We start from the raw sequence: 17964 nt of genomic DNA, 5'->3' as shown, positions 1-17964 counted from the left end.
CTTACTTGCCGTAGGTGGCCTCCAGCCATCTTTCCAGCCAGTGGATGTTGTAGTCGCCCGCCTGGATGTCGGGGTTTTCCAGAAGTGCGTGGAACAGCGGAACCGTTGTGTCCACCCCGTCCACGATCAGCTCGCCCAACGCGCGGTTCAGGCGGGCCAGCGCCTCGTCCCGGTCGCGGCCATGCACGATCAGCTTGCCGATCAGGCTGTCGTAATAGGGCGGGATCGAATAGCCGCTGTAAAGCGCCGAATCCATGCGCACGCCCAGCCCGCCGGGGGCGTGATAGACGTTCACGCGGCCTGGGCAGGGCGAGAAGTTCGGCAACTTCTCGGCGTTGATCCGCACCTCGATGGCATGGCCGTTGATCACCAGGTCATCCTGCGTGAAGGACAGCGGCAGGCCGGAGGCGACGCGGATCTGCTCGCGCACCAGATCGACGCCATAAATGGCCTCGGTCACGGGATGTTCCACCTGCAGACGGGTGTTCATCTCGATGAAATAGAACTCGCCATCCTCGTACAGGAACTCGATCGTGCCGGCGCCGATGTAGTTGATCTTGGCCACGGCCTCGGCGCAGATCTTGCCGATGCGCGCGCGCAATTCGGCCGAAAGGGCGGGACCGGGGGCTTCCTCGAACACCTTCTGGTGACGCCGCTGAAGCGAGCAATCGCGTTCGCCCAGATGGACAGCGTTGCCCTTGCCGTCCCCGAAGACCTGAATCTCGATATGACGCGGCTTTTGAAGGTATTTCTCGATATACACTTCGTCATTGCCGAAGGCGACCTTCGCTTCGGACCGGGCCGTGCGGAAGGCGATCTCCAACTCGGACGGGTTGCGGGCGACCTTCATGCCGCGCCCGCCACCGCCGGCGGTGGCCTTGATGATGACCGGGAAGCCGATCTTTTCCGCCACACCGATAGCCGTTTCATAGTCCGGCACGCCACCGTCCGATCCCGGCACAACGGGAATGCCCAGCGCCTTGGCGGTTTCCTTGGCGGTGATCTTGTCGCCCATGATGCGGATATGTTCCGCCGTCGGGCCGATGAAGGTGATCCCGTGATCGGCCAGCGCCTGCGCAAAACCTTCATTTTCCGACAGGAAGCCATAGCCCGGATGCACCGCATCCGCGCCCGAAATCTCGCAGGCGGAGATGATGGCCGCCTTCTTCAGGTAGCTTTCCGAAGACGACGCCGGCCCGATGCAGACGGATTCGTCGGCCATGCGGACATGCATCGCGTCGCTGTCGGCCGTGGAGTGCACGGCGACCGAGGTGATGCCCATCTCGCGGCAGGCCCGGATAACGCGCAGCGCGATCTCGCCGCGGTTGGCGATCAGGATCTTGGAAAACATCCGCCCCTCACTCGATGATCAGCAGGGGGGCGCCGAATTCGACAGGGGTGCCATCGGCCACCAGAACGCGCTTCACCGTGCCCGACTTCGTGGCGGGGATATGGTTCATGGTCTTCATCGCCTCGATGATGAGGACGGTCTGGCCTTCGGACACGGTGGCCCCCACGGTCACGAAGGGTGCCGCCCCCGGTTCGGCGGCCAGATAAGCGGTGCCGACCATGGGCGAGGTGACGGCGCCCGGATGCTGGGCAGGATCTTCCACGGCGGCCACGGCCACGGGGGCGGCGGACGGCGCCGCAACGGCCACGGGGGCCGGGGCGGCCGCGGCCACCGACGTCGTGACCACGTTCACCTGCTTGACCACCCGCACCTCAAGGCTGTCGTCATCGCCATATTCGCGCTTCACCGACAGTTCGGTCAGCTCATTGGCGTTCAGCAGTTCAGCCAGCGCCTTGATGAAATCGACGTCCTGTTCGGGGGATTGCTTGCTCATGCCGTCCTCGGGGTGCTTTGGCCGTTCGGCCTTTGTTGGGTGAAGGCGCCCGCCGGGCGCGCGATTGCAGGGGTTATACGCGACACGAACCCCAAGGGAAAGCGCCCAAATCCCGCGCTTGCGGCGGGGGCGGCGGCGTTCTAGTTCAGGGGCATCGCAACCGGAGGCGCGGCGTTTGGACAGCCTGATCGACACCATCATCGCCTTCGTGGAGGCGCATGGCCGCTGGGTCTTCTGGATCGCGCTGTTCTTTGCCTTGGCCGAAACGATGCCGATCGTGTCGATCCTCATCCCCTCCACCGCCATCCTTGTGGGCGTGGGGGCACTGGTCGCGACGGGCGGCGTCGACTTCGGGCCGATCTGGGCGGGCGCGTCGATTGGGGCGCTTCTCGGCTCCAGCTTCAGCTGGTGGCTCGGCCGGCGCTACGGCCACTGGGTGCTGAACCAATGGCCGATGTCGAAGGACCCGCAGATGGCCGAACGGGGCCGTTCGGCCTTCGCCCGCTGGGGCGGCGCCGCGCTGCTGATCGGCCATTTCTTCGGGCCGCTGCGCGCGATCGTCTTCCTGATGGCGGGCCTGTCGCGGATGCCCTTCCGCCGCTTCATCGGGTGGAACATCCTGGGCGCGCTGGCCTGGGCCTTCCTTGTCCCCAAATCCGGAGAGATCGGGGGCAACGTCCTCGGCTGGCTCTGGAACCTGTTCACCGCGTCCCCTTCGGAAGGTGCACGATGACCGACGCGACCCATCACCATCCGCCGATGTCGGGCCGCGCGCTCGTGCTGGGGTCCATCGGCGTGGTCTATGGCGACATCGGCACCAGCCCGATCTACGCGCTGCGGGAATCGCTGCACGCCGCCGGCGGCGCCTCCGCCACGCGGGCCGAGGTTCTGGGCATCATCTCGCTTCTTCTGTGGACGATCATGCTGATCGTGTCGTTGAAATACGTGCTGCTGGTCATGCGCGCCGACAACAAGGGCGAGGGCGGAACGCTGTCGCTGGTCGCGCTGGTCATGCGCGCGCTGGCGCGGCGGCCGAACTGGCTGCTGGCGCTCGGCGTCGTCGGCATCTCGCTCTTCTTCGGGGATGCGATGATCACGCCCGCCATGTCCGTCTTGTCCGCCGTGGAGGGGATGCGCCTGATTTCGCCGGATCTTGCGCGCTATGTGCTGCCCATCACGCTGGCGATCATCGTCGGGCTGTTTCTGGTGCAGAACAAGGGCACGGGAAAGGTGTCCATCTTCTTCGGGCCGATCATGCTGGTGTGGTTCGTCACCATGGCGGTGACGGGGCTGCTGCACATCGGCGACGACCCTGGCATCCTGCACGCCTTCAACCCCCTGCACGCGGTGGGCTATGTGGCGGCCAACGGCACGGGCGCGCTGGCGGTCATGGGCCTTGTGTTCCTCGCCGTCACGGGGGGTGAGGCGCTGTACGCCGACATGGGCCATTTCGGCCGCCGCCCGATCCGCATCGCCTGGACGGCCATCGTGCTGCCCGCGCTGGCGCTGTCCTATCTGGGACAGGGCGCGGCCGTGCTGGCCCATCCTGAAATGGCGGAGAATCCGTTCTTCCTGATGGCGCCGCCCTGGGCCCTGGTGCCGCTGGTGATCCTTGCCACTTTCGCCACCGTGATCGCGAGCCAGGCTGTGATCTCGGGCGCGTTTTCGATGGTGCAGCAGGCGGTGCAGACGGGGCTTCTGCCGCGGCTGGACATCCTGCACACGTCCGAAACGCAGGCGGGGCAGATCTACGTCCCGCGCATCAACTTCATCCTGGCCGTCGGGGTGATCGTGCTGGTGCTGGTGTTCCAAAGCTCCTCGGATCTTGCCAGCGCCTACGGGATCGCCGTGTCGGGGGACATGGTCATCACCTCCCTCCTTGCCATCATCCTGTTCCGCAAGGGCTGGCGCTGGCCGCTTCTGGGCGTGATCGCGCTGATGGTGCCCATCCTGCTGATCGAGGTGCTGTTCCTGATGGCGAACGCCGCGAAGCTCGCCGATGGCGGCTACATCCCCGTCCTGATCTCGGCCGTGCTGTGCGTCCTGATGTGGACATGGGTGCGCTGCACCCGCCATGTCGTGGAAAAGGCGCGGGTGGGGCAGCTGAAGCTGACCTCGCTGATCGAAATGCTGGACAAGTCCCATCCCCTGACGGCGCCGGGGACGGCCGTGTTCCTGACGTCCGAAAGCGAGGCCGCACCCCCGGCGCTTCTCCACAACCTCAAGCACAACCACGTCCTGCACGCGCAGAACTTCATCGTGACGGTCAGTGTGGCCGACGCGCCCTATGTCACCGACGACGCGCGTATTGCGCTGGAACCGATCGACGGGCGCTTTTCGCGCATCCGCATGTCCTTTGGCTACATGGAAACGCCCAACGTGCCCAAGGCCCTGATGCTGGTGCGGCGCGAGGGCAAGAGCTTCGACATCATGAGCACGTCGTTCTTCGTGAACCGCCGCAGTTTCCGCACCGGCACCAGCCACGCACTGCCCTCCTGGCAGAAGCGGCTCTACATCTCCATGACGCGCTCGGCCTCGGACGCGACGGACTTCTACCGGCTGCCGTCGAACCGGACGATCATGCTGGGACAGCAGATGACCCTTTAACCGAACGGACGGTCGCCTATATCGGGCGGGAAAGGGGATTCCCATGCAACACTATTCCATGCTCGACCTGTCGCCCGTGCCCGAGGGGCAGACCCCGGCCGAGGCGCTGGCCCAGACCGTCGATCTGGCGCAGGCCGCCGAGGCTGCGGGCTATCACCGTTTCTGGCTGGCCGAGCATCACAACATGCCGGGCATCGCCTCGGCCGCGACGGCGGTGGTGATCGGGCAGGTGGCGGCGCACACGTCGCGCATCCGCGTGGGCGCGGGCGGGATCATGCTGCCGAACCACGCCCCCCTGGTGATCGCTGAACAGTTCGGCACGCTGGCGACGCTGTTCCCCGGCCGGGTGGATCTGGGACTGGGCCGCGCGCCTGGCACCGACATGGGCACCGCCCGCGCCCTGCGCCGCAACCTGCAGGCGGGCGATACTTTCCCGCAGGACGTGGTCGAACTGATCGAGTATTTCGACGAAGCGCCCCTGAACGCCCAGATCCGCGCCATCCCGGGCGAGGGGACGCAGGTGCCGGTCTGGATCCTCGGCTCCAGCCTGTTCGGGGCGCAGCTGGCGGCGTATCTGGGTCTGCCCTACGCCTTCGCGTCGCATTTCGCCCCTCAGGCGCTGGAGGACGCGATCGCCACGTATCGCGAAACGTTCCGCGCGTCGCGCTTCCTCGACAAGCCGCACTTCATGCTGGCCGCCAACGTCTTCGCCGCCGACACGGACGAGGAGGGGGCGTATCTGCGCACCTCGCAGCAGCAGGCCTTTGCCAATCTGCGTCTGGGGCGCCCCGGCCGCCTGCCGCGCCCGGTGAGGAACATCGAGGAGATCGTGCCCGCGCCCTATCTCGCCTCCTCGAACGAGGCGCTGGCCGTGTCGGCCACCGGATCGCCCGAAACGGTCAGGAAGCAGTTGGGCATCCTCGTGGACCGCTACCGGCCCGACGAGGTGATGGTGACCGGCATGATCCACGACCATGTCGCCCGCAAGCGCAGCTTTGCCATCGCGGCGGACGCGCTGCGCGATCTGGTCGGGATCGCGCAGGCCGCCTGATCAGTGCTTGCGCAGATACTGGATCTGGCGGGGGTGGATCTGCCCCAGCCAAGTTTCGGTCAGCGGCTCCCCGTTCGGGCTGACGAGGTTGGCCCGGATGTCCAGCGTGTCGGCGTCCGACGCTACGTCGAAGGTCAGCCGGAACGTGTCGTTCTTGCCGACCACGGCCACGACCCCCGGCTCGATCGCCTGCACGCCGTTGGAGATTTCCACGTTGAAGTCCACGTCGTCGCGCGTCAGGCCCTTCAGCACGTCGCCCGTGAATTCCACATGCATCTTCACCTGGTTGTCGGGGCGCGGGTTGCCGGGATAGCCGCCTTCGCCGATCCGCGTGGCCGAGGTGCGAGCCACGTTTTCCGGGATCGGCGCGTCCTTGGCCCAGTGCAGACGATAGTTGAAGTCTATCTCCTGTCCCGGCTTCGGCGCTTCGGCCGGGGTCCAGAAGGCGCCGATGTTGTCATAGACCTCGTCATTCGTCGGCAGTTCTACCAGCGTGACGGCGCCCTTGCCCCAGTCCGAGGTCGGCTCCACCCAGACGGAAGGGCGCTTGTCGTAGAAGATGCCGTCGTCCTGATAGTTCTCGAAGTTGCGGTCGCGTTGCAGCAGCCCGAACCCGCGCGGGTTCTCGTCCGAGAAGGTGGAGGTCACGACCCGGTCGGGGTTGTTCAGCGGACGCCAGATCTCCTCGCCGTTGCCGGTCACCATCATCAACCCGTCGGTGTCGTGCACCTCGGGCCGCCAATCCGACGACGCGAAGCGGTTGGTTTCCGAGAACCAGAACATCGAGGTCAGCGGCGCCACGCCCAGACGTTCCACCCCGTTGCGGAAGAAGAGGCGGCTCTGCACCTCGGCCACCTGACCCAGACCGTTGCGGTTCGTCAGGGTGATCCGGTAAGCGCCGGCGACGCTGGGGCTGTCCAGCAGGGCGTTGATGATCAGGTCCTGCGACGGATCGGTGGGCGTTTCCAGATAGAACTCGGTGAAGCGCGGGAATTCCTCGGTCTGGGCGGTCCCGGTGTTCAGGGCAAGGCCACGGGCCGACAGGCCGTACTGGCGCGCAAAGCCGTCCGTGCGGAAATAGGATGCGCCGAGGAACGAGATCCAGTCCGTCTTCAGGTCCGGCCGCATCACGCGGAAGCCCGCAAAGCCCGTATCATCGCCCAGCTGCATCGCGGGGCTGTCCTCGGGCATGGTGAAGTAGTTGCGGTGATACAGGATCTGCCGGGCCTGTCCGTCCGCCACCTCGAAGATCTTCACGGGCTGCTGGAAATACTTGCCCAGGTGGAAGAACTGCACCGGGGCGTCGCCGATCTTCACCGTTTCTTCGTTCTTGAAGCGGATGCGCCAGTGGGCGTTGAAGTCGATCTGGCTCAGGATGTCGGAATGCACAGGCTCCACCGGCTGGAAGGGCCGGGTGGACAGGTCGCGCGCCCGGGCGGCCAGCTGGTCGAAGCTGAAGGGCTGCGCCTCGCCGAACCGGTGCAGGGCCGCATCCTCGACGGGGGCTGTGGGGGCGGTGGTCTGCGCCTGCGCCGCCGGCGCGATCAGCGACAGAGAAAGGGCGGTGGCGGCCAGGATCCGGAACGTCGAGTGCGGCAAGTGAAACCTCGGGGCGGAATTGCGTTGCGGCGGATGTTGCCCCCTTTTCCGTCGCTTGCAAGCGCTGTTGTGCCGCAGCCGCGGGTCTTCGCCGGTGCCTAACGTTTCGTTAGGGAATATCGTGGCATCCTGCGCCGAACCGAAGGAGGGGCCCCGTGACGATCATCCGCCAGAAGCTTTCGCGTCCGGCCCCGCAGGAAGACGGCGCCGTGCGTGCGTGGCGGCAGGCGCTGCCCCGCGCCCTGCTGGAAGCGGTGGGTCTGGACGTCGTGGTGACGGCGGCCACGGTGGAGCCGGTGGGACCGGCGGACCTTCCGGCGCTGGTTCCTGATCACGCGCTGATCCTGTCGTTGCATGACGAAGGGGGCGCGCGCGGGGCGATCCTGTTGTCGGCGGAACTGACGGCCTGCATCGTGGGGATGCAGATGACGGGCCGCATCCCGACGGATACGGCCGCCCGGCGCCCCACGCGCATCGACGCCACGCTGTGCAGCGGCGCGATGGACGCAGCACTTGAGGCGCTTGGGGCCGGGGTGACGGCCGATGCGGATCGTTGGGCCGCGGGCTTTCGCAGCGACACCTTCCTGCCGGATGTCGAGGCGCTGATCCTGGCCCTGTCCGCCGACGATCTGCGGGTGATGCACAGCAAGGTGGTTCTGGCGGGGGCGGCCAGCGGCGGCCGCGCGGCCAGCCTGTGGCTGATCCTGCCCGCCCGTGCGGCCATGCCCGAGGCGCAGGCCGAGGATACGGCCTTTCGCGCCGACCTCGCCGAACAGGTGCTGGGGTCTGAAACGCTTCTGCACGCGGTGCTATGTCAGTTCACGGCGCCCTTGTCCGCCGTGATGCAGCTGCGGGTGGGGGAAACGATCCCCTTGCCCCGCGCCTCGCTGGAGGAGGTGCGTCTGGAGACGGCCGCCGGTCAGGGGGTCGGGCAGGGGCGGCTAGGACAGAATCGGGGAATGCGCGCCCTCCGCCTGATGACGGAGGAGCGACCCCGGTCGGCCGAGGTCGTGCCCCTGCGCGGGGTGGCTTAGGCCATGCGCTCCAGCGTGGGGCGCAGGTGATTCAGGTCGTATCCGTGCTGCGCCGGCAGACCCACGAGGTCGTCGATCGGCATCTGCCCCGCATGAACCAGCGCCCACAGGATTGAACTGCGGTTGCCCGAGGCGCAGTAGGCCAGAACCGGGCCTTCCGCTTCGTCGATGGCGGCACGCTGGGCGTCCAGCATCTCGTGCGTCAGTTGGCCGGGAATGACGGGGTTGGCGACAAAGCGCAGGCCCTCGGCCTCCACCGCCGCGCGCATGGCATCGGTGTGCAGGTGGAGGGGGATTTCTCCATCCGGACGGTTGTCGATGACCGTGGTGAAGCCCGCCGCGCGCAGGGCCGCCACATCCTCGGGTGCAATCTGCGGAGAGACGGCGTAGCTGTCGGTGATCTTGCGGATGTCCATGCGGGGTCCTTCCTGAAACCGGCCCTGAAATTCGGAGGAACGTTACCGCCCCAACCCGCCCCCCGCAATGGTCAGGACAGGATCACCCCCGCCACCACCATCATCAGCCCCAGCGCCGAGATGCCGAGCGAGGCCGTGTTCAGCAGCGTCAGCTTGCGGAACCGCTCCTGCAAGGCCGCGCCCTCCAAGCCTTCGTTGCGCGCCCGCAGCGCCAGCTGGATGCAGCGCGCCAGCCCCACGATCCCGCCCAGGCACAACACCGCGCCGATCCAGACCAGCCATTCCATCGCAACCCCTTCCATTCCATCGGCCGAGGGGGTAACCCCGTCACCGGCAACTGGCAAGCGCGCAGCGTGCGCGGCCTTGCCGTTCGCGGCGGCCCATCCGGGGCCGCGTCCACGACATCACCCACAGCATCCGGGCCGAGAAGACATGAGCGATCCCCTCGATTCCTACAATGTCACCGCAGACGAACTGCGCCAGTTCATCGAGCGCTTCGAGCAGCTTGAATCCGAAAAGAAGGACGTGAACGAACAGCAGAAAGAGCTGATGGCCGAAGCCAAGGGCCGGGGCTACGACACCAAGGTGATGAAGAAGGTCATCGCCCTGCGCCGCCGCAAGCCCGACGAGATCGCCGAGGAAGAGGCGATCATGGACATGTACAAGGCTGCGCTCGGCATGCAGTGACCGTCAGGGGGTAAGGAACGTCACCCCCGGCGTGCGCCGGATGCGCTCGATGTCGGCCTCGTAGCGGGCCGTCATCTCGTCCACCAGATCCTGGGTCCAGCCCGGCATCTCGAACTCGGCCTCGACCGCCTCGGGGCGCACGAATTCTGACAGCAAGTTGCCGATCATGTCGCGCCGGCGCTCCACGTCCGGCACCGGCGATTCCGCCATGATGGTCTGGAGGCGGCGCAGGCCTTCATCCTCCATCACGTGGTGCAGGATGTCATCCCACCCTGTCAGCGCGGTCCCGTCCTCGATCCCCGCCACGGCGGCCAGAACCTCGGGCCAGATCAGGGGCGTGTCCTCGTCGCACCAGACGGTCAGCGCGGCTTCGGGCGCAAGCGAGCGCAGGTCGTTCACCACCTCGGACCAGTGCAGGTCCAGCGGATCGACATCGCCGATCACCTCCGACACCGGAGAGTTGCGCTTGCGCGAGCACAGGTCCGGCAGAAACGTCGCCGGGTTCCGAATCGCCATGTAGATGTGGGTGTCGTGCGACGGGAACGTGTTCTGCAACCCGCGCACCCGTTCCCCGGCCTTGGAATACAGCCGCCCGCGCACGGCCCAGGTCGGATAGGCCAGAAAGCTGTCCCAGGACAGGACGATGCGGTCGGCGGCCTGTTCGTCCATGATCTGCTCGATCATGAGGGTTTCGGTGTCGCCGCTGGCGATCTGTCCCTGAAGGGTGCTGGCCGCGTCGCGCAGCAGGTTGCGGTAGATGTCGGGATCGGGCACCGCGATTCCCTCGGCCGCAAGGGCCTCGGCGTTGGCCTGCAAGCAACGCAGCAACCGTCCGTCATCCGTGCAATGAACGCCCACATGGAATGCGATCTGCATCTGTGTCCTTCCAACAGCTTTCGCCTTGGTATAGCGCCCGAAATCCGGCGCGTGAACCATCTACCGAAAGGGTTGCCAGCCGCCGCCGCGCAGGCTACAGACGGCACGGCGCCTCTATAGCTCAGCTGGTAGAGCGGCTGATTTGTAATCAGCGGGTCGGCGGTTCGAGTCCGTCTGGGGGCACCATTTTCCTGCAGAGCGGCGTGTTGGCGCCCGTGAAGACCGCCTCCTGCCCGAAACAATGGGTGGAAGGCAGTGCCATCAGCAGCCAAGACTTCGGGCCAAGAGGAACGTCCCAAACGCAGGCTGCTGATCGACCGCACTGCCGCACCATCCGGTCAGGATCGCAGGAACGTCAGCAGATCCCCGATCAGCCGCTCCTTGTCGCTGGCGAACAGGCCGTGCGGGGCGCCCTCGTACTCGATCAGGGTGGATCCGGCGATGCCGCGCGCCGCGGCGCGTCCGGCGGCGTCGATCGGCACCGTCTCGTCCGCCGTGCCGTGGATGATCAGGGTGGGCACCCGGAAATGGGGCAGGTCAGGGCGGAAGTCGGTCGTGGCAAAGGCCGTCGCGCAGTCCAATGTCGCCTTCAGGCTCGCCTTCATCGCCGTGTCGCGGGACCATTCCACCATCTCGGCGCTGACACCCGACCGCAGGCCAGCCCCCTGCAGAAGGGTGGTGCCGTAGAAGGTCTTGAAGAACGATGCGAAGAAATGCGCGCGGTCCTTCTTCATCCCTTCGGCCATGCCGTCGAACACGGATTGCGGAGTGCCGTCCGGATTGTCGTCGGTCTTCAGCATGTAGGGCACAACCGACGCGATCAGCGCCGCCTGCCGCACGTTCCGGCCGCCGTGGCGCGACATGTAGCGGGCCACCTCGCCACCGCCCATGGAAAAGCCGACAAGGGCCGCGTCCTGCGCGCCGACGGCCTCCATCACGTCGGCCAGATCGTCGGCCAGCGTGTCGTAGGTGTAGCCGTCCCACGGCTGATCGGACCGGCCAAAGCCGCGGCGGTCATAGGCGATGGCGCGGAAGCCCGCCTCCGCCAGGGGCAGGGCCACGTCGTCCCAGCTGTCCGACGACAGCGGCCAGCCGTGCAGCAGGAGGACCGGGCGCCCCGTCCCCCAATCCTTATAGTAGAGGTTGGTGCCGTCGCGCGTCTCGATGAAGGGCATGGCCGTCTCCTGAAAATGAATGTCGGCGGTAACCCGGTCCGGTGCCGCGCGTTCCGCAGGATCACGCGGATGCTACTTCGACGTGTCGCGATCCGGCAGCTTGCGGGTCGACACCCACACGATCGGCACCACCGAAAGCAGGATCCCCGACACCAGAAGGCCGATCGAGGCCAGCCCGGCCGGGGTCACCTCCAGCTCCAGGTCGGCGCGCAGGTGACGGGTGCGCAGGTGAAGGGCGGCGCGGTTCGTGTCGCGAAGGGACGGGCGGGGCATGGGACATCTCCGATGGGCTTGCGTTCCTGAACCCCGCGGCGGCGGATTCGGTTTCCCGGCGCGGCAGGCGTTTCAGGGTTGGCGCAGCCGGGCCCAAGCGCTAGCGTCCGCCCTACGAAGCAATGGGAGGAGCCTGTCATGGTCGTTGCCGGTGAGCCGAGTTTCCGCGAGTCCGTCGATCTGATGTTCAACCGTGCCGTCCGGCACATGGACCTGTCGCCGGGGCTGGAGCAGAAGATCCGTGTCTGCAATTCCACCTACACGGTGCGGTTCGGCGTGCGGCTGCGCGGCAAGATCGAAACGTTCACGGGCTACCGCTCCGTCCACTCGGAACATATGGAGCCCGTGAAGGGCGGCATCCGTTTTGCGCTGAACGTCAACCAGGACGAGGTCGAGGCGCTGGCCGCGCTGATGACCTACAAGTGCGCGCTGGTGGAAACGCCCTTCGGCGGGTCCAAGGGCGGCCTGTGCATCGACCCCCGCCAGTATGACGAGCGGGAGCTGGAGCTGATCACCCGCCGTTTCGCCTATGAGCTGATCAAGCGCGACCTGATCAACCCCGCCCAGAACGTGCCCGCCCCCGACATGGGCACGAGCGAGCGCGAGATGGCCTGGATCGCCGACCAGTACGCCCGGATGAACACGACCGACATCAACGCCAAAGCCTGCGTGACCGGCAAGCCCCTGAACGCCGGCGGCATCCAGGGCCGGGTAGAGGCGACGGGCCGCGGCATCCAGTTCGCGCTGCGCGAGTTCTTCCGTCACCCCGAAGATGCGGCAAGGGCCGGCCTGTCGGGCAAGCTGGACGGCAAGCGCGTGGTCGTGCAGGGCCTGGGCAACGTGGGCTATCACGCCGCGAAGTTCCTGTCCGAGGAGGACGGCGCCAAGATCACCGCCATCATCGAACGTGACGGCGCCCTTGTCGGCGACGCGCTGGACGTGGAGGATGTGCGCCAGTGGATCGTCAAGACCGGATCGGTCCGCGACTATCCGGGCGCGCAGTTCGTGGAGGATGGCGCGAAGCTGCTGGAATCGGAATGCGACATCCTGATCCCGGCGGCCATGGAAGGCGCCATCCACCGGGGCAACGCCGAACGCATCCAGGCCCCCCTGATCATCGAGGCCGCGAACGGCCCCGTGACATTTGGCGCAGACGAGATCCTGCGCAAGAAAGGCACGCTGATCATCCCCGACATGTACGCCAACGCCGGTGGCGTGACGGTGTCCTATTTCGAATGGGTGAAGAACCTGTCGCACATCCGCTTCGGCCGGATGCAGCGCCGGGCCGAGGAGGCGCGCCACGAGCTTCTGGTGAACGAGCTGGAACGCCTGTCGGCCGACAAGGGCCTTGGCTGGACGCTGTCGCCCGACTTCAAGAAGCGCTACCTGCACGGCGCCGGAGAGCTGGAGCTGGTGCGTTCGGGCCTCGATGACACGATGCGGACGGCCTATCAGGCCATGCGCGAGGTGTGGCACGGGCGTGACGATGTCGAGGATCTGCGCGTGGCGGCCTATATCGTGTCCATCAGCCGCGTGGCCGCGACCTACCAGTCCAAGGGCCTCTGATGGTGTGGGCGCCGGGGCCTTCCGGCGCGCGCACCCTATGGACACGGGGCGGCGTTGACCCGATATAGACGGCATGTCCCTTCCGAACGGTTTCCTTGACGAATTGCGCACCCGGATCTCGCTGTCCCAGGTCGTGGGGCGCAAGGTCACCTGGGACGTGCGCAAGTCGAACCAGGGCAAGGGCGACTGGTGGGCGCCATGCCCGTTCCACCAGGAAAAGTCGGCCTCGTTCCACGTGGATGACCGCAAGGGCTTCTATTACTGCTTCGGCTGCCACGCGAAGGGCGACGCGCTGACCTTCGTGAAGGAGACGGAGAACGTGTCCTTCATGGAGGCGGTGGAGATCCTCGCCCGCGAGGCCGGTCTGCCGATGCCCGCCCGGGACCCGCGTGCGGCCGAAAAGACCGACCACCGCGCGCAACTGGCGCAGGTCGTGGAGGAGGCGGTCAAGCATTACCGCCTGATGCTGAAATCGGGGCAGGGCGTCGCCGCCCGCGACTACCTTTCCGGCCGCAGGCTGAGCGTCGAGGCGCAGGAGCGGTGGGAGATCGGCTTTGCGCCCGATCACCGGCAGGGGCTGTTCCAAGCGCTGACGGCCAAGGGCATTTCGGCCGATCTGCTGGTGGCCTCCGGCGTCTGTGCCCGGCCTGACGACGGCGGCGCGCCCTACGACCGGTTCCGCGGGCGCATCATCTTTCCAATCCGAGATGCGCGGGGCCGGGCGATCAGCCTTGGTGGCCGCGCCATGGACCCGAACGCGCGCGCCAAATACCTGAACGGCCCGGAAACCGACCTGTTCGACAAGGGCCGCAACCTTTACAACCACGGCCCCGCGCGCGAGGCGGCGGGCAAGGGCCGTCTGCTGATCGTGGCCGAAGGCTACATGGACACGATCGCGCTGTCTGAAGCGGGTTTCACCGCCACCGTGGCCCCCTTGGGCACCGCGATCACTGAAGACCAGCTGCGCCTGATGTGGCGTATCGCGGACGAACCCGTGATCGCGCTGGACGGCGACGCGGCGGGCATCCGGGCCGCGTTACGCGTGGTCGATCTGGCGCTACCGCTGCTGGAGGCGGGGAAGGGCCTGCGCTTCGCCGTCCTGCCTTCCGGCCTTGATCCGGACGACCTGATCCGCACCCAGGGGGCGCCCGGTTTCCAGAAGGTGCTGGACGGGGCCGAACCCATGGCCGGCCTTCTGTGGCGGCGCGAGACGGAAGGGAAGGTCTTCGACAGCCCCGAACGCCGCGCCGGGCTGGACAAGGTTCTGGGCGCGGCCATCGCCCGCATCGCAGACCCGTCGATCCGCCACCATTACACCGAGGAGATGAAGCGCCTGAAGTGGCAGCTGTTCGGCGCGCGCAGCCGCCAGACGCCCTTCGTGCCGGGCAAGCGCCCGCAGGCGCCCGCCGTGCCAACCAGTTCCACCCGCCAGTCGCTTCTGGCGATGGTGGAGGATGAGGCCATGGCCTTGGACCTGCGCACGGCCGTCCTGCTGGCCGGGTTCGCCACGCATCCCTCCCTGATCCCGGCCTTCGAGACGGCGATCGAGCGCATGGTCGTCCGCCAGCCGGAACACCGGCGGTTGCAGGAAGCGCTGCTGGCCCACGACTTGGGGTCGGTGGAGGCGGACCTTGAAACCCTGCTGGCGCTGCCCCATGTTCGCATCTCTCCGCCGGTGCGCAACCCGGAGGACATCGATCTTGCCCGGATGTGCCTTGCCGAGGAATTCGCGAAACTGGACGCCGCCCATGGGGTGGAGATCGAGATCCGCGAGGCCATGGAGGATATGGAAGGGTTGGCCGACGAAGGGCTGACCTGGCGCTTGCAACAGGCCGCGGAGGCCCGAAACAACGCCGGACGAACGCGGCTTGACGACGCGGGTGACCTGGGCGAAGACCGCTCGGCCCTGTCGCGTCATCTTCAGGATTTGATCGACGGGCAGATCTGGGTCAAGAAAAAGGGCTGAGGCGCTTACATCCCTTGTGATTCGCGCTATTGATTCGAGAACGGCCGTGGCGATTCGCGCCGCTGCGGCACATCCGCTAGGAGCTATCATGGCAATCAAAGACACCGACGACGGCAAGCACGAGGATCAGGAACAGGATTCCTCGCTGGACATGAGCCAGGCCGCCGTCAAACGGATGATCGCCGAGGCGCGCGAACGGGGCTACATCACCTACGAACAGCTGAACACCGTCATTCCCCAGGATCAGGTCTCCTCTGACCAGATCGAGGACATGATGGCGATGCTGTCCGAGATGGGGATCGAGGTCCGCGAGGAGGGTGAGGCCGAGGCCGAGGAGGAGGGTGGCGCCGTGGTCGCGGCCGCCTCCACCTCGCGCGATGTGGCCGTGGCGGGAACCCAGTCCGAAACGCTGGAACGCACCGATGACCCGGTGCGGATGTACCTGCGCGAGATGGGGTCGGTCGAACTGCTGAGCCGCGAGGGCGAGATCGCCATCGCCAAGCGGATCGAGGCCGGCCGGAACACGATGATCGCGGGCCTGTGCGAAAGCCCGCTGACCTTCCAGGCCATCACCATCTGGCGCGACGAACTTCTGTCCGAAGACATCCTTCTGCGCGACGTCATCGACCTTGAGGCCACCTTCGGGTCGGCCATGGACGCCGATGGCGAGATGGAGGATATCGGTCTGGACGGCGTCGAGGTGTCGGGCGAGGCGCGCCGCCAGCCTGCCAGCAACGAGCCGGAACTGGACGCCGACGGCAACCCGATCCGCAGCGACGACGAGGACGAGGATGACGACGCCTCCGCCATGTCGATCGCGGCCATGGAGGCGTCGGTTCGCGAAGAGGCGCTGAGCATCTTCGAGGCCATCGCCCAGAACTACGACACCCTGTCGGGGATGCAGGACGACCGCATGCGCTCCACTATGGTGGGGGAGATGTTCGCCAAGGAATCCGCCTATCAGAAGCTGCGGACTGAGATGGTGGTGCTGGTCAACAGCCTGCACCTGAACAACAACCGGATCGAGGCGCTGATCGACCAGCTTTACGGCATCAACCGCCGCGTCATGTCCATCAACTCGGGCATGGTGAAGCTGGCCGACGCCTCGCGCATCAACCGGCGCGAGTTCATCGACGAATATCAGGGCTACGAGCTGGACCCGACCTGGATGGACCGCATGGCCGCCAAGGACGGGCGCGGCTGGCAGACCCTGATGGAGAAGAGCCGCGACAAGGTCGAGGAACTGCGCGCCGAGATGGCGCAGGTCGGCCAGTATGTGGGCGTCGACATCTCCGAATTCCGCCGCATCGTGCAGCAGGTCCAGAAGGGCGAGAAAGAGGCCCGGCAGGCCAAGAAGGAGATGGTGGAGGCCAACCTCCGGCTCGTGATCTCCATCGCGAAGAAATACACGAACCGCGGTTTGCAGTTCCTGGACCTGATCCAAGAAGGCAACATCGGCCTGATGAAGGCTGTGGACAAGTTCGAGTATCGTCGCGGCTACAAGTTCTCCACCTATGCCACGTGGTGGATCCGTCAGGCGATCACCCGGTCCATCGCGGACCAGGCGCGGACCATCCGCATCCCGGTCCACATGATCGAAACGATCAACAAGCTGGTCCGCACCGGCCGCCAGATGCTGCACGAGATCGGCCGCGAACCCACGCCCGAGGAACTGGCCGAGAAGCTGCAGATGCCGCTCGACAAGGTTCGCAAGGTCATGAAGATCGCGAAGGAACCGATCTCCCTCGAAACCCCGATCGGGGACGAGGAGGACAGTCAGCTTGGCGACTTCATCGAGGACAAGAACGCGATCCTGCCGCTGGACTCCGCCATTCAGGAGAACCTGAAGGAAACCACGACCCGAGTTCTGGCCAGCCTGACACCGCGTGAGGAGCGGGTTCTGCGGATGCGTTTCGGCATCGGCATGAACACCGACCACACGCTGGAAGAGGTGGGCCAGCAGTTCAGCGTCACCCGTGAACGCATCCGTCAGATCGAAGCCAAGGCCCTGCGCAAGCTGAAACATCCCAGCCGCTCGCGCAAATTGCGGAGTTTCCTGGACCAATGATGAAATACATCGCATTGGCCGCCATCGTGGCGGCGGCCCCCGCCCACGCCTACATCACCGATGAAAGCTACTATGTGTCCGGTGACGCGCAGCAGTTCCACGTCCGCTACGAGCCGGGTTCGGCGGCACGCAACTACTGGTGTGCTGCGGGGCAGTTCATCGACGATTATCTGGGCATGCTGCCCACGACGCCGATCTACCGCCTGTCGCCCCCGCCGCTGAAGCGCGGCGAGGGGATGACCTTCTCGACCTCGCCTGAAGGGGCCGTGGCGGAAACGGGTGTCGCGGTCTTCCCGGCCACGAATCACTTTTCGGCCGGTTCGGCGGCCGCGCTGTGCGAACCGCGGATCCCGCGTCACCGCTGATGCAGACGACCTTCACAATCCCCACCCATGGCCAAGGTCTTTATGAGATCACACCCCGGGTGGCGGATTGGGTGACGGGCGACGGTCTTCTGACGCTATTCCTCCGCCACACCTCCGCCTCCCTCCTGATTCTAGAGAATGCGGATCCGGAGGTGCAGACGGACCTACGCGCCTTCTTCGCGCGGTTGGTGCCGCCGTCCGACCATCCCTCCATGCAGTATCTGACCCACACCTATGAAGGTCCGGACGACATGCCCGCTCATATCAAGGCGGCGCTTCTTCCGGTCAGCGTGTCAATCCCGGTGTCGGCCGGGCGATTGGCGCTTGGGCGGTGGCAGGGGATCTACCTCTTCGAACATCGCGACGCGCCCCACCGGCGCGAGGTGGTTGCGCATCTGTTGGGTTAATGCGACACTCCCACGCAACATGCGGTAGAG

At 66.3% G+C, this 17964-nt stretch carries 18 protein-coding genes and 1 tRNA gene; 11 read left to right on the top strand and 8 right to left on the bottom strand.

The window, feature by feature from the left end:
• Position 1 precedes the first annotated feature (1 nt).
• Together accC and accB are read right to left on the bottom strand one after the other, a co-directional pair.
• Entirely contained in the window at positions 2-1351 is a 1350-nt protein-coding gene (accC, locus tag PIJ50_RS07280; RefSeq protein WP_271974008.1) for an acetyl-CoA carboxylase biotin carboxylase subunit, read from the bottom strand.
• A 7-nt stretch (positions 1352-1358) separates the two neighbouring features.
• Positions 1359-1844 (bottom strand): acetyl-CoA carboxylase biotin carboxyl carrier protein, encoded by a 486-nt coding sequence (accB, locus tag PIJ50_RS07275; protein WP_271974006.1) that lies wholly within the window; start codon positions 1842-1844, stop codon positions 1359-1361.
• Positions 1845-2019: 175 nt separating this feature from the next.
• On the opposite strand from accB, the gene PIJ50_RS07270 reads away from it, so the two are divergent.
• The 3 genes from PIJ50_RS07270 to PIJ50_RS07260 are packed head-to-tail and all read left to right on the top strand — an operon-like array spanning position 2020 to position 5502.
• Positions 2020-2577, top strand: coding sequence for a DedA family protein (locus tag PIJ50_RS07270; protein ID WP_271974004.1), 558 nt, complete (start codon positions 2020-2022; stop codon positions 2575-2577).
• Positions 2574-4451 carry a potassium transporter Kup gene (locus PIJ50_RS07265; RefSeq protein WP_271974002.1) on the top strand — a complete coding sequence of 626 codons (1878 nt, stop codon included), beginning with the start codon at positions 2574-2576 and terminating at the stop codon, positions 4449-4451. The genes PIJ50_RS07270 and PIJ50_RS07265 overlap by 4 nt, the downstream gene beginning before the upstream one ends.
• A 43-nt stretch (positions 4452-4494) precedes the next feature.
• A complete protein-coding gene (locus tag PIJ50_RS07260) occupies positions 4495-5502 on the top strand; it encodes an LLM class flavin-dependent oxidoreductase (RefSeq protein ID WP_271974000.1) in 1008 nt (335 codons plus the stop codon).
• Here the strand turns inward: PIJ50_RS07260 and PIJ50_RS07255 are convergent, their stop codons facing one another.
• Positions 5503-7101 carry an OpgD/OpgG family glucan biosynthesis protein gene (locus PIJ50_RS07255; protein WP_271973998.1) on the bottom strand — a complete coding sequence of 533 codons (1599 nt, stop codon included), beginning with the start codon at positions 7099-7101 and terminating at the stop codon, positions 5503-5505.
• Positions 7102-7256: 155 nt separating this feature from the next.
• Here PIJ50_RS07255 and PIJ50_RS07250 point away from each other — a divergent pair, with 155 nt between their 5' ends.
• Positions 7257-8135 (top strand): FliM/FliN family flagellar motor switch protein, encoded by an 879-nt coding sequence (locus PIJ50_RS07250; RefSeq protein ID WP_271973996.1) that lies wholly within the window; start codon positions 7257-7259, stop codon positions 8133-8135.
• On the opposite strand, the gene PIJ50_RS07245 is transcribed toward PIJ50_RS07250, so the two are convergent.
• Positions 8132-8551 carry a protein tyrosine phosphatase family protein gene (locus PIJ50_RS07245; RefSeq protein ID WP_271973994.1) on the bottom strand — a complete coding sequence of 140 codons (420 nt, stop codon included), beginning with the start codon at positions 8549-8551 and terminating at the stop codon, positions 8132-8134. The two genes, PIJ50_RS07250 and PIJ50_RS07245, sit on opposite strands and share 4 nt — an antisense overlap.
• A 71-nt stretch (positions 8552-8622) precedes the next feature.
• On the bottom strand, positions 8623-8838 hold the full coding sequence (locus PIJ50_RS07240) for a hypothetical protein (RefSeq protein ID WP_271973992.1): 216 nt from the start codon (positions 8836-8838) through the stop codon (positions 8623-8625).
• 145 nt (positions 8839-8983) lie between these two features.
• On the opposite strand from PIJ50_RS07240, the gene PIJ50_RS07235 reads away from it, so the two are divergent.
• Complete coding sequence (locus PIJ50_RS07235) at positions 8984-9238, top strand: DUF2312 domain-containing protein (protein WP_244737191.1); 255 nt, start codon at positions 8984-8986, stop codon at positions 9236-9238.
• Positions 9239-9241: 3 nt separating this feature from the next.
• Here the strand turns inward: PIJ50_RS07235 and PIJ50_RS07230 are convergent, their stop codons facing one another.
• A complete protein-coding gene (locus PIJ50_RS07230) occupies positions 9242-10114 on the bottom strand; it encodes a hypothetical protein (RefSeq protein WP_271973989.1) in 873 nt (290 codons plus the stop codon).
• Positions 10115-10224: 110 nt separating this feature from the next.
• Between PIJ50_RS07230 and PIJ50_RS07225 the strand changes: the two genes are divergently transcribed.
• Positions 10225-10300: transfer RNA gene (locus tag PIJ50_RS07225), tRNA-Thr, on the top strand.
• Positions 10301-10452: 152 nt separating this feature from the next.
• On the opposite strand, the gene PIJ50_RS07220 is transcribed toward PIJ50_RS07225, so the two are convergent.
• Both PIJ50_RS07220 and PIJ50_RS07215 read right to left on the bottom strand, forming a co-directional pair.
• On the bottom strand, positions 10453-11289 hold the full coding sequence (locus PIJ50_RS07220) for an alpha/beta fold hydrolase (protein ID WP_271973987.1): 837 nt from the start codon (positions 11287-11289) through the stop codon (positions 10453-10455).
• Positions 11290-11361: 72 nt separating this feature from the next.
• On the bottom strand, positions 11362-11562 hold the full coding sequence (locus PIJ50_RS07215; protein WP_271973985.1) for a hypothetical protein: 201 nt from the start codon (positions 11560-11562) through the stop codon (positions 11362-11364).
• 138 nt (positions 11563-11700) lie between these two features.
• Between PIJ50_RS07215 and PIJ50_RS07210 the strand changes: the two genes are divergently transcribed.
• The 5 genes from PIJ50_RS07210 (at position 11701) to PIJ50_RS07190 (ending at position 17934) form a co-directional block, all read left to right on the top strand.
• The gene (locus PIJ50_RS07210) at positions 11701-13128 is read left to right on the top strand and encodes a Glu/Leu/Phe/Val family dehydrogenase (protein WP_271973983.1); all 1428 of its coding nucleotides are present in this window, start codon (positions 11701-11703) and stop codon (positions 13126-13128) included.
• A 73-nt stretch (positions 13129-13201) separates the two neighbouring features.
• Positions 13202-15094: a DNA primase gene (gene dnaG, locus PIJ50_RS07205; RefSeq protein ID WP_271973981.1), complete on the top strand. Its 1893-nt coding sequence runs from the start codon at positions 13202-13204 to the stop codon at positions 15092-15094.
• Positions 15095-15182: 88 nt separating this feature from the next.
• Complete coding sequence (gene rpoD / locus PIJ50_RS07200) at positions 15183-17162, top strand: RNA polymerase sigma factor RpoD (RefSeq protein WP_271973979.1); 1980 nt, start codon at positions 15183-15185, stop codon at positions 17160-17162.
• Positions 17159-17527: a hypothetical protein gene (locus tag PIJ50_RS07195; protein ID WP_271973977.1), complete on the top strand. Its 369-nt coding sequence runs from the start codon at positions 17159-17161 to the stop codon at positions 17525-17527. Before rpoD ends, PIJ50_RS07195 begins: the two co-directional genes overlap by 4 nt.
• Positions 17527-17934, top strand: a complete 408-nt coding sequence (locus PIJ50_RS07190) for a secondary thiamine-phosphate synthase enzyme YjbQ (RefSeq protein WP_271973975.1) — start codon at positions 17527-17529, stop codon at positions 17932-17934. The genes PIJ50_RS07195 and PIJ50_RS07190 overlap by 1 nt, the downstream gene beginning before the upstream one ends.
• Positions 17935-17964: the final 30 nt, after the last annotated feature.

The organism is Falsirhodobacter sp. 20TX0035, assembly GCF_028307215.1.
Lineage (GTDB): Bacteria > Pseudomonadota > Alphaproteobacteria > Rhodobacterales > Rhodobacteraceae > Falsirhodobacter.
Note: the sequence above shows the minus strand (reverse complement) of the source record. Positions and strands in the feature narration are given on the sequence as shown.

Coding starts and splice junctions, on each gene's coding strand:
- accC (WP_271974008.1), bottom strand. CDS start 1,351: ATGTTTTCCAAGATCCTGATCGCCAACCGCGGCGAGATCGCGCTGCGC.
- accB (WP_271974006.1), bottom strand. CDS start 1,844: ATGAGCAAGCAATCCCCCGAACAGGACGTCGATTTCATCAAGGCGCTG.
- PIJ50_RS07195 (WP_271973977.1), top strand. CDS start 17,159: ATGATGAAATACATCGCATTGGCCGCCATCGTGGCGGCGGCCCCCGCC.
- PIJ50_RS07190 (WP_271973975.1), top strand. CDS start 17,527: ATGCAGACGACCTTCACAATCCCCACCCATGGCCAAGGTCTTTATGAG.
- PIJ50_RS07215 (WP_271973985.1), bottom strand. CDS start 11,562: ATGCCCCGCCCGTCCCTTCGCGACACGAACCGCGCCGCCCTTCACCTG.
- PIJ50_RS07240 (WP_271973992.1), bottom strand. CDS start 8,838: ATGGAATGGCTGGTCTGGATCGGCGCGGTGTTGTGCCTGGGCGGGATC.
- PIJ50_RS07265 (WP_271974002.1), top strand. CDS start 2,574: ATGACCGACGCGACCCATCACCATCCGCCGATGTCGGGCCGCGCGCTC.
- PIJ50_RS07245 (WP_271973994.1), bottom strand. CDS start 8,551: ATGGACATCCGCAAGATCACCGACAGCTACGCCGTCTCTCCGCAGATT.
- PIJ50_RS07230 (WP_271973989.1), bottom strand. CDS start 10,114: ATGCAGATCGCATTCCATGTGGGCGTTCATTGCACGGATGACGGACGG.
- rpoD (WP_271973979.1), top strand. CDS start 15,183: ATGGCAATCAAAGACACCGACGACGGCAAGCACGAGGATCAGGAACAG.
- PIJ50_RS07210 (WP_271973983.1), top strand. CDS start 11,701: ATGGTCGTTGCCGGTGAGCCGAGTTTCCGCGAGTCCGTCGATCTGATG.
- dnaG (WP_271973981.1), top strand. CDS start 13,202: ATGTCCCTTCCGAACGGTTTCCTTGACGAATTGCGCACCCGGATCTCG.
- PIJ50_RS07260 (WP_271974000.1), top strand. CDS start 4,495: ATGCAACACTATTCCATGCTCGACCTGTCGCCCGTGCCCGAGGGGCAG.
- PIJ50_RS07220 (WP_271973987.1), bottom strand. CDS start 11,289: ATGCCCTTCATCGAGACGCGCGACGGCACCAACCTCTACTATAAGGAT.
- PIJ50_RS07235 (WP_244737191.1), top strand. CDS start 8,984: ATGAGCGATCCCCTCGATTCCTACAATGTCACCGCAGACGAACTGCGC.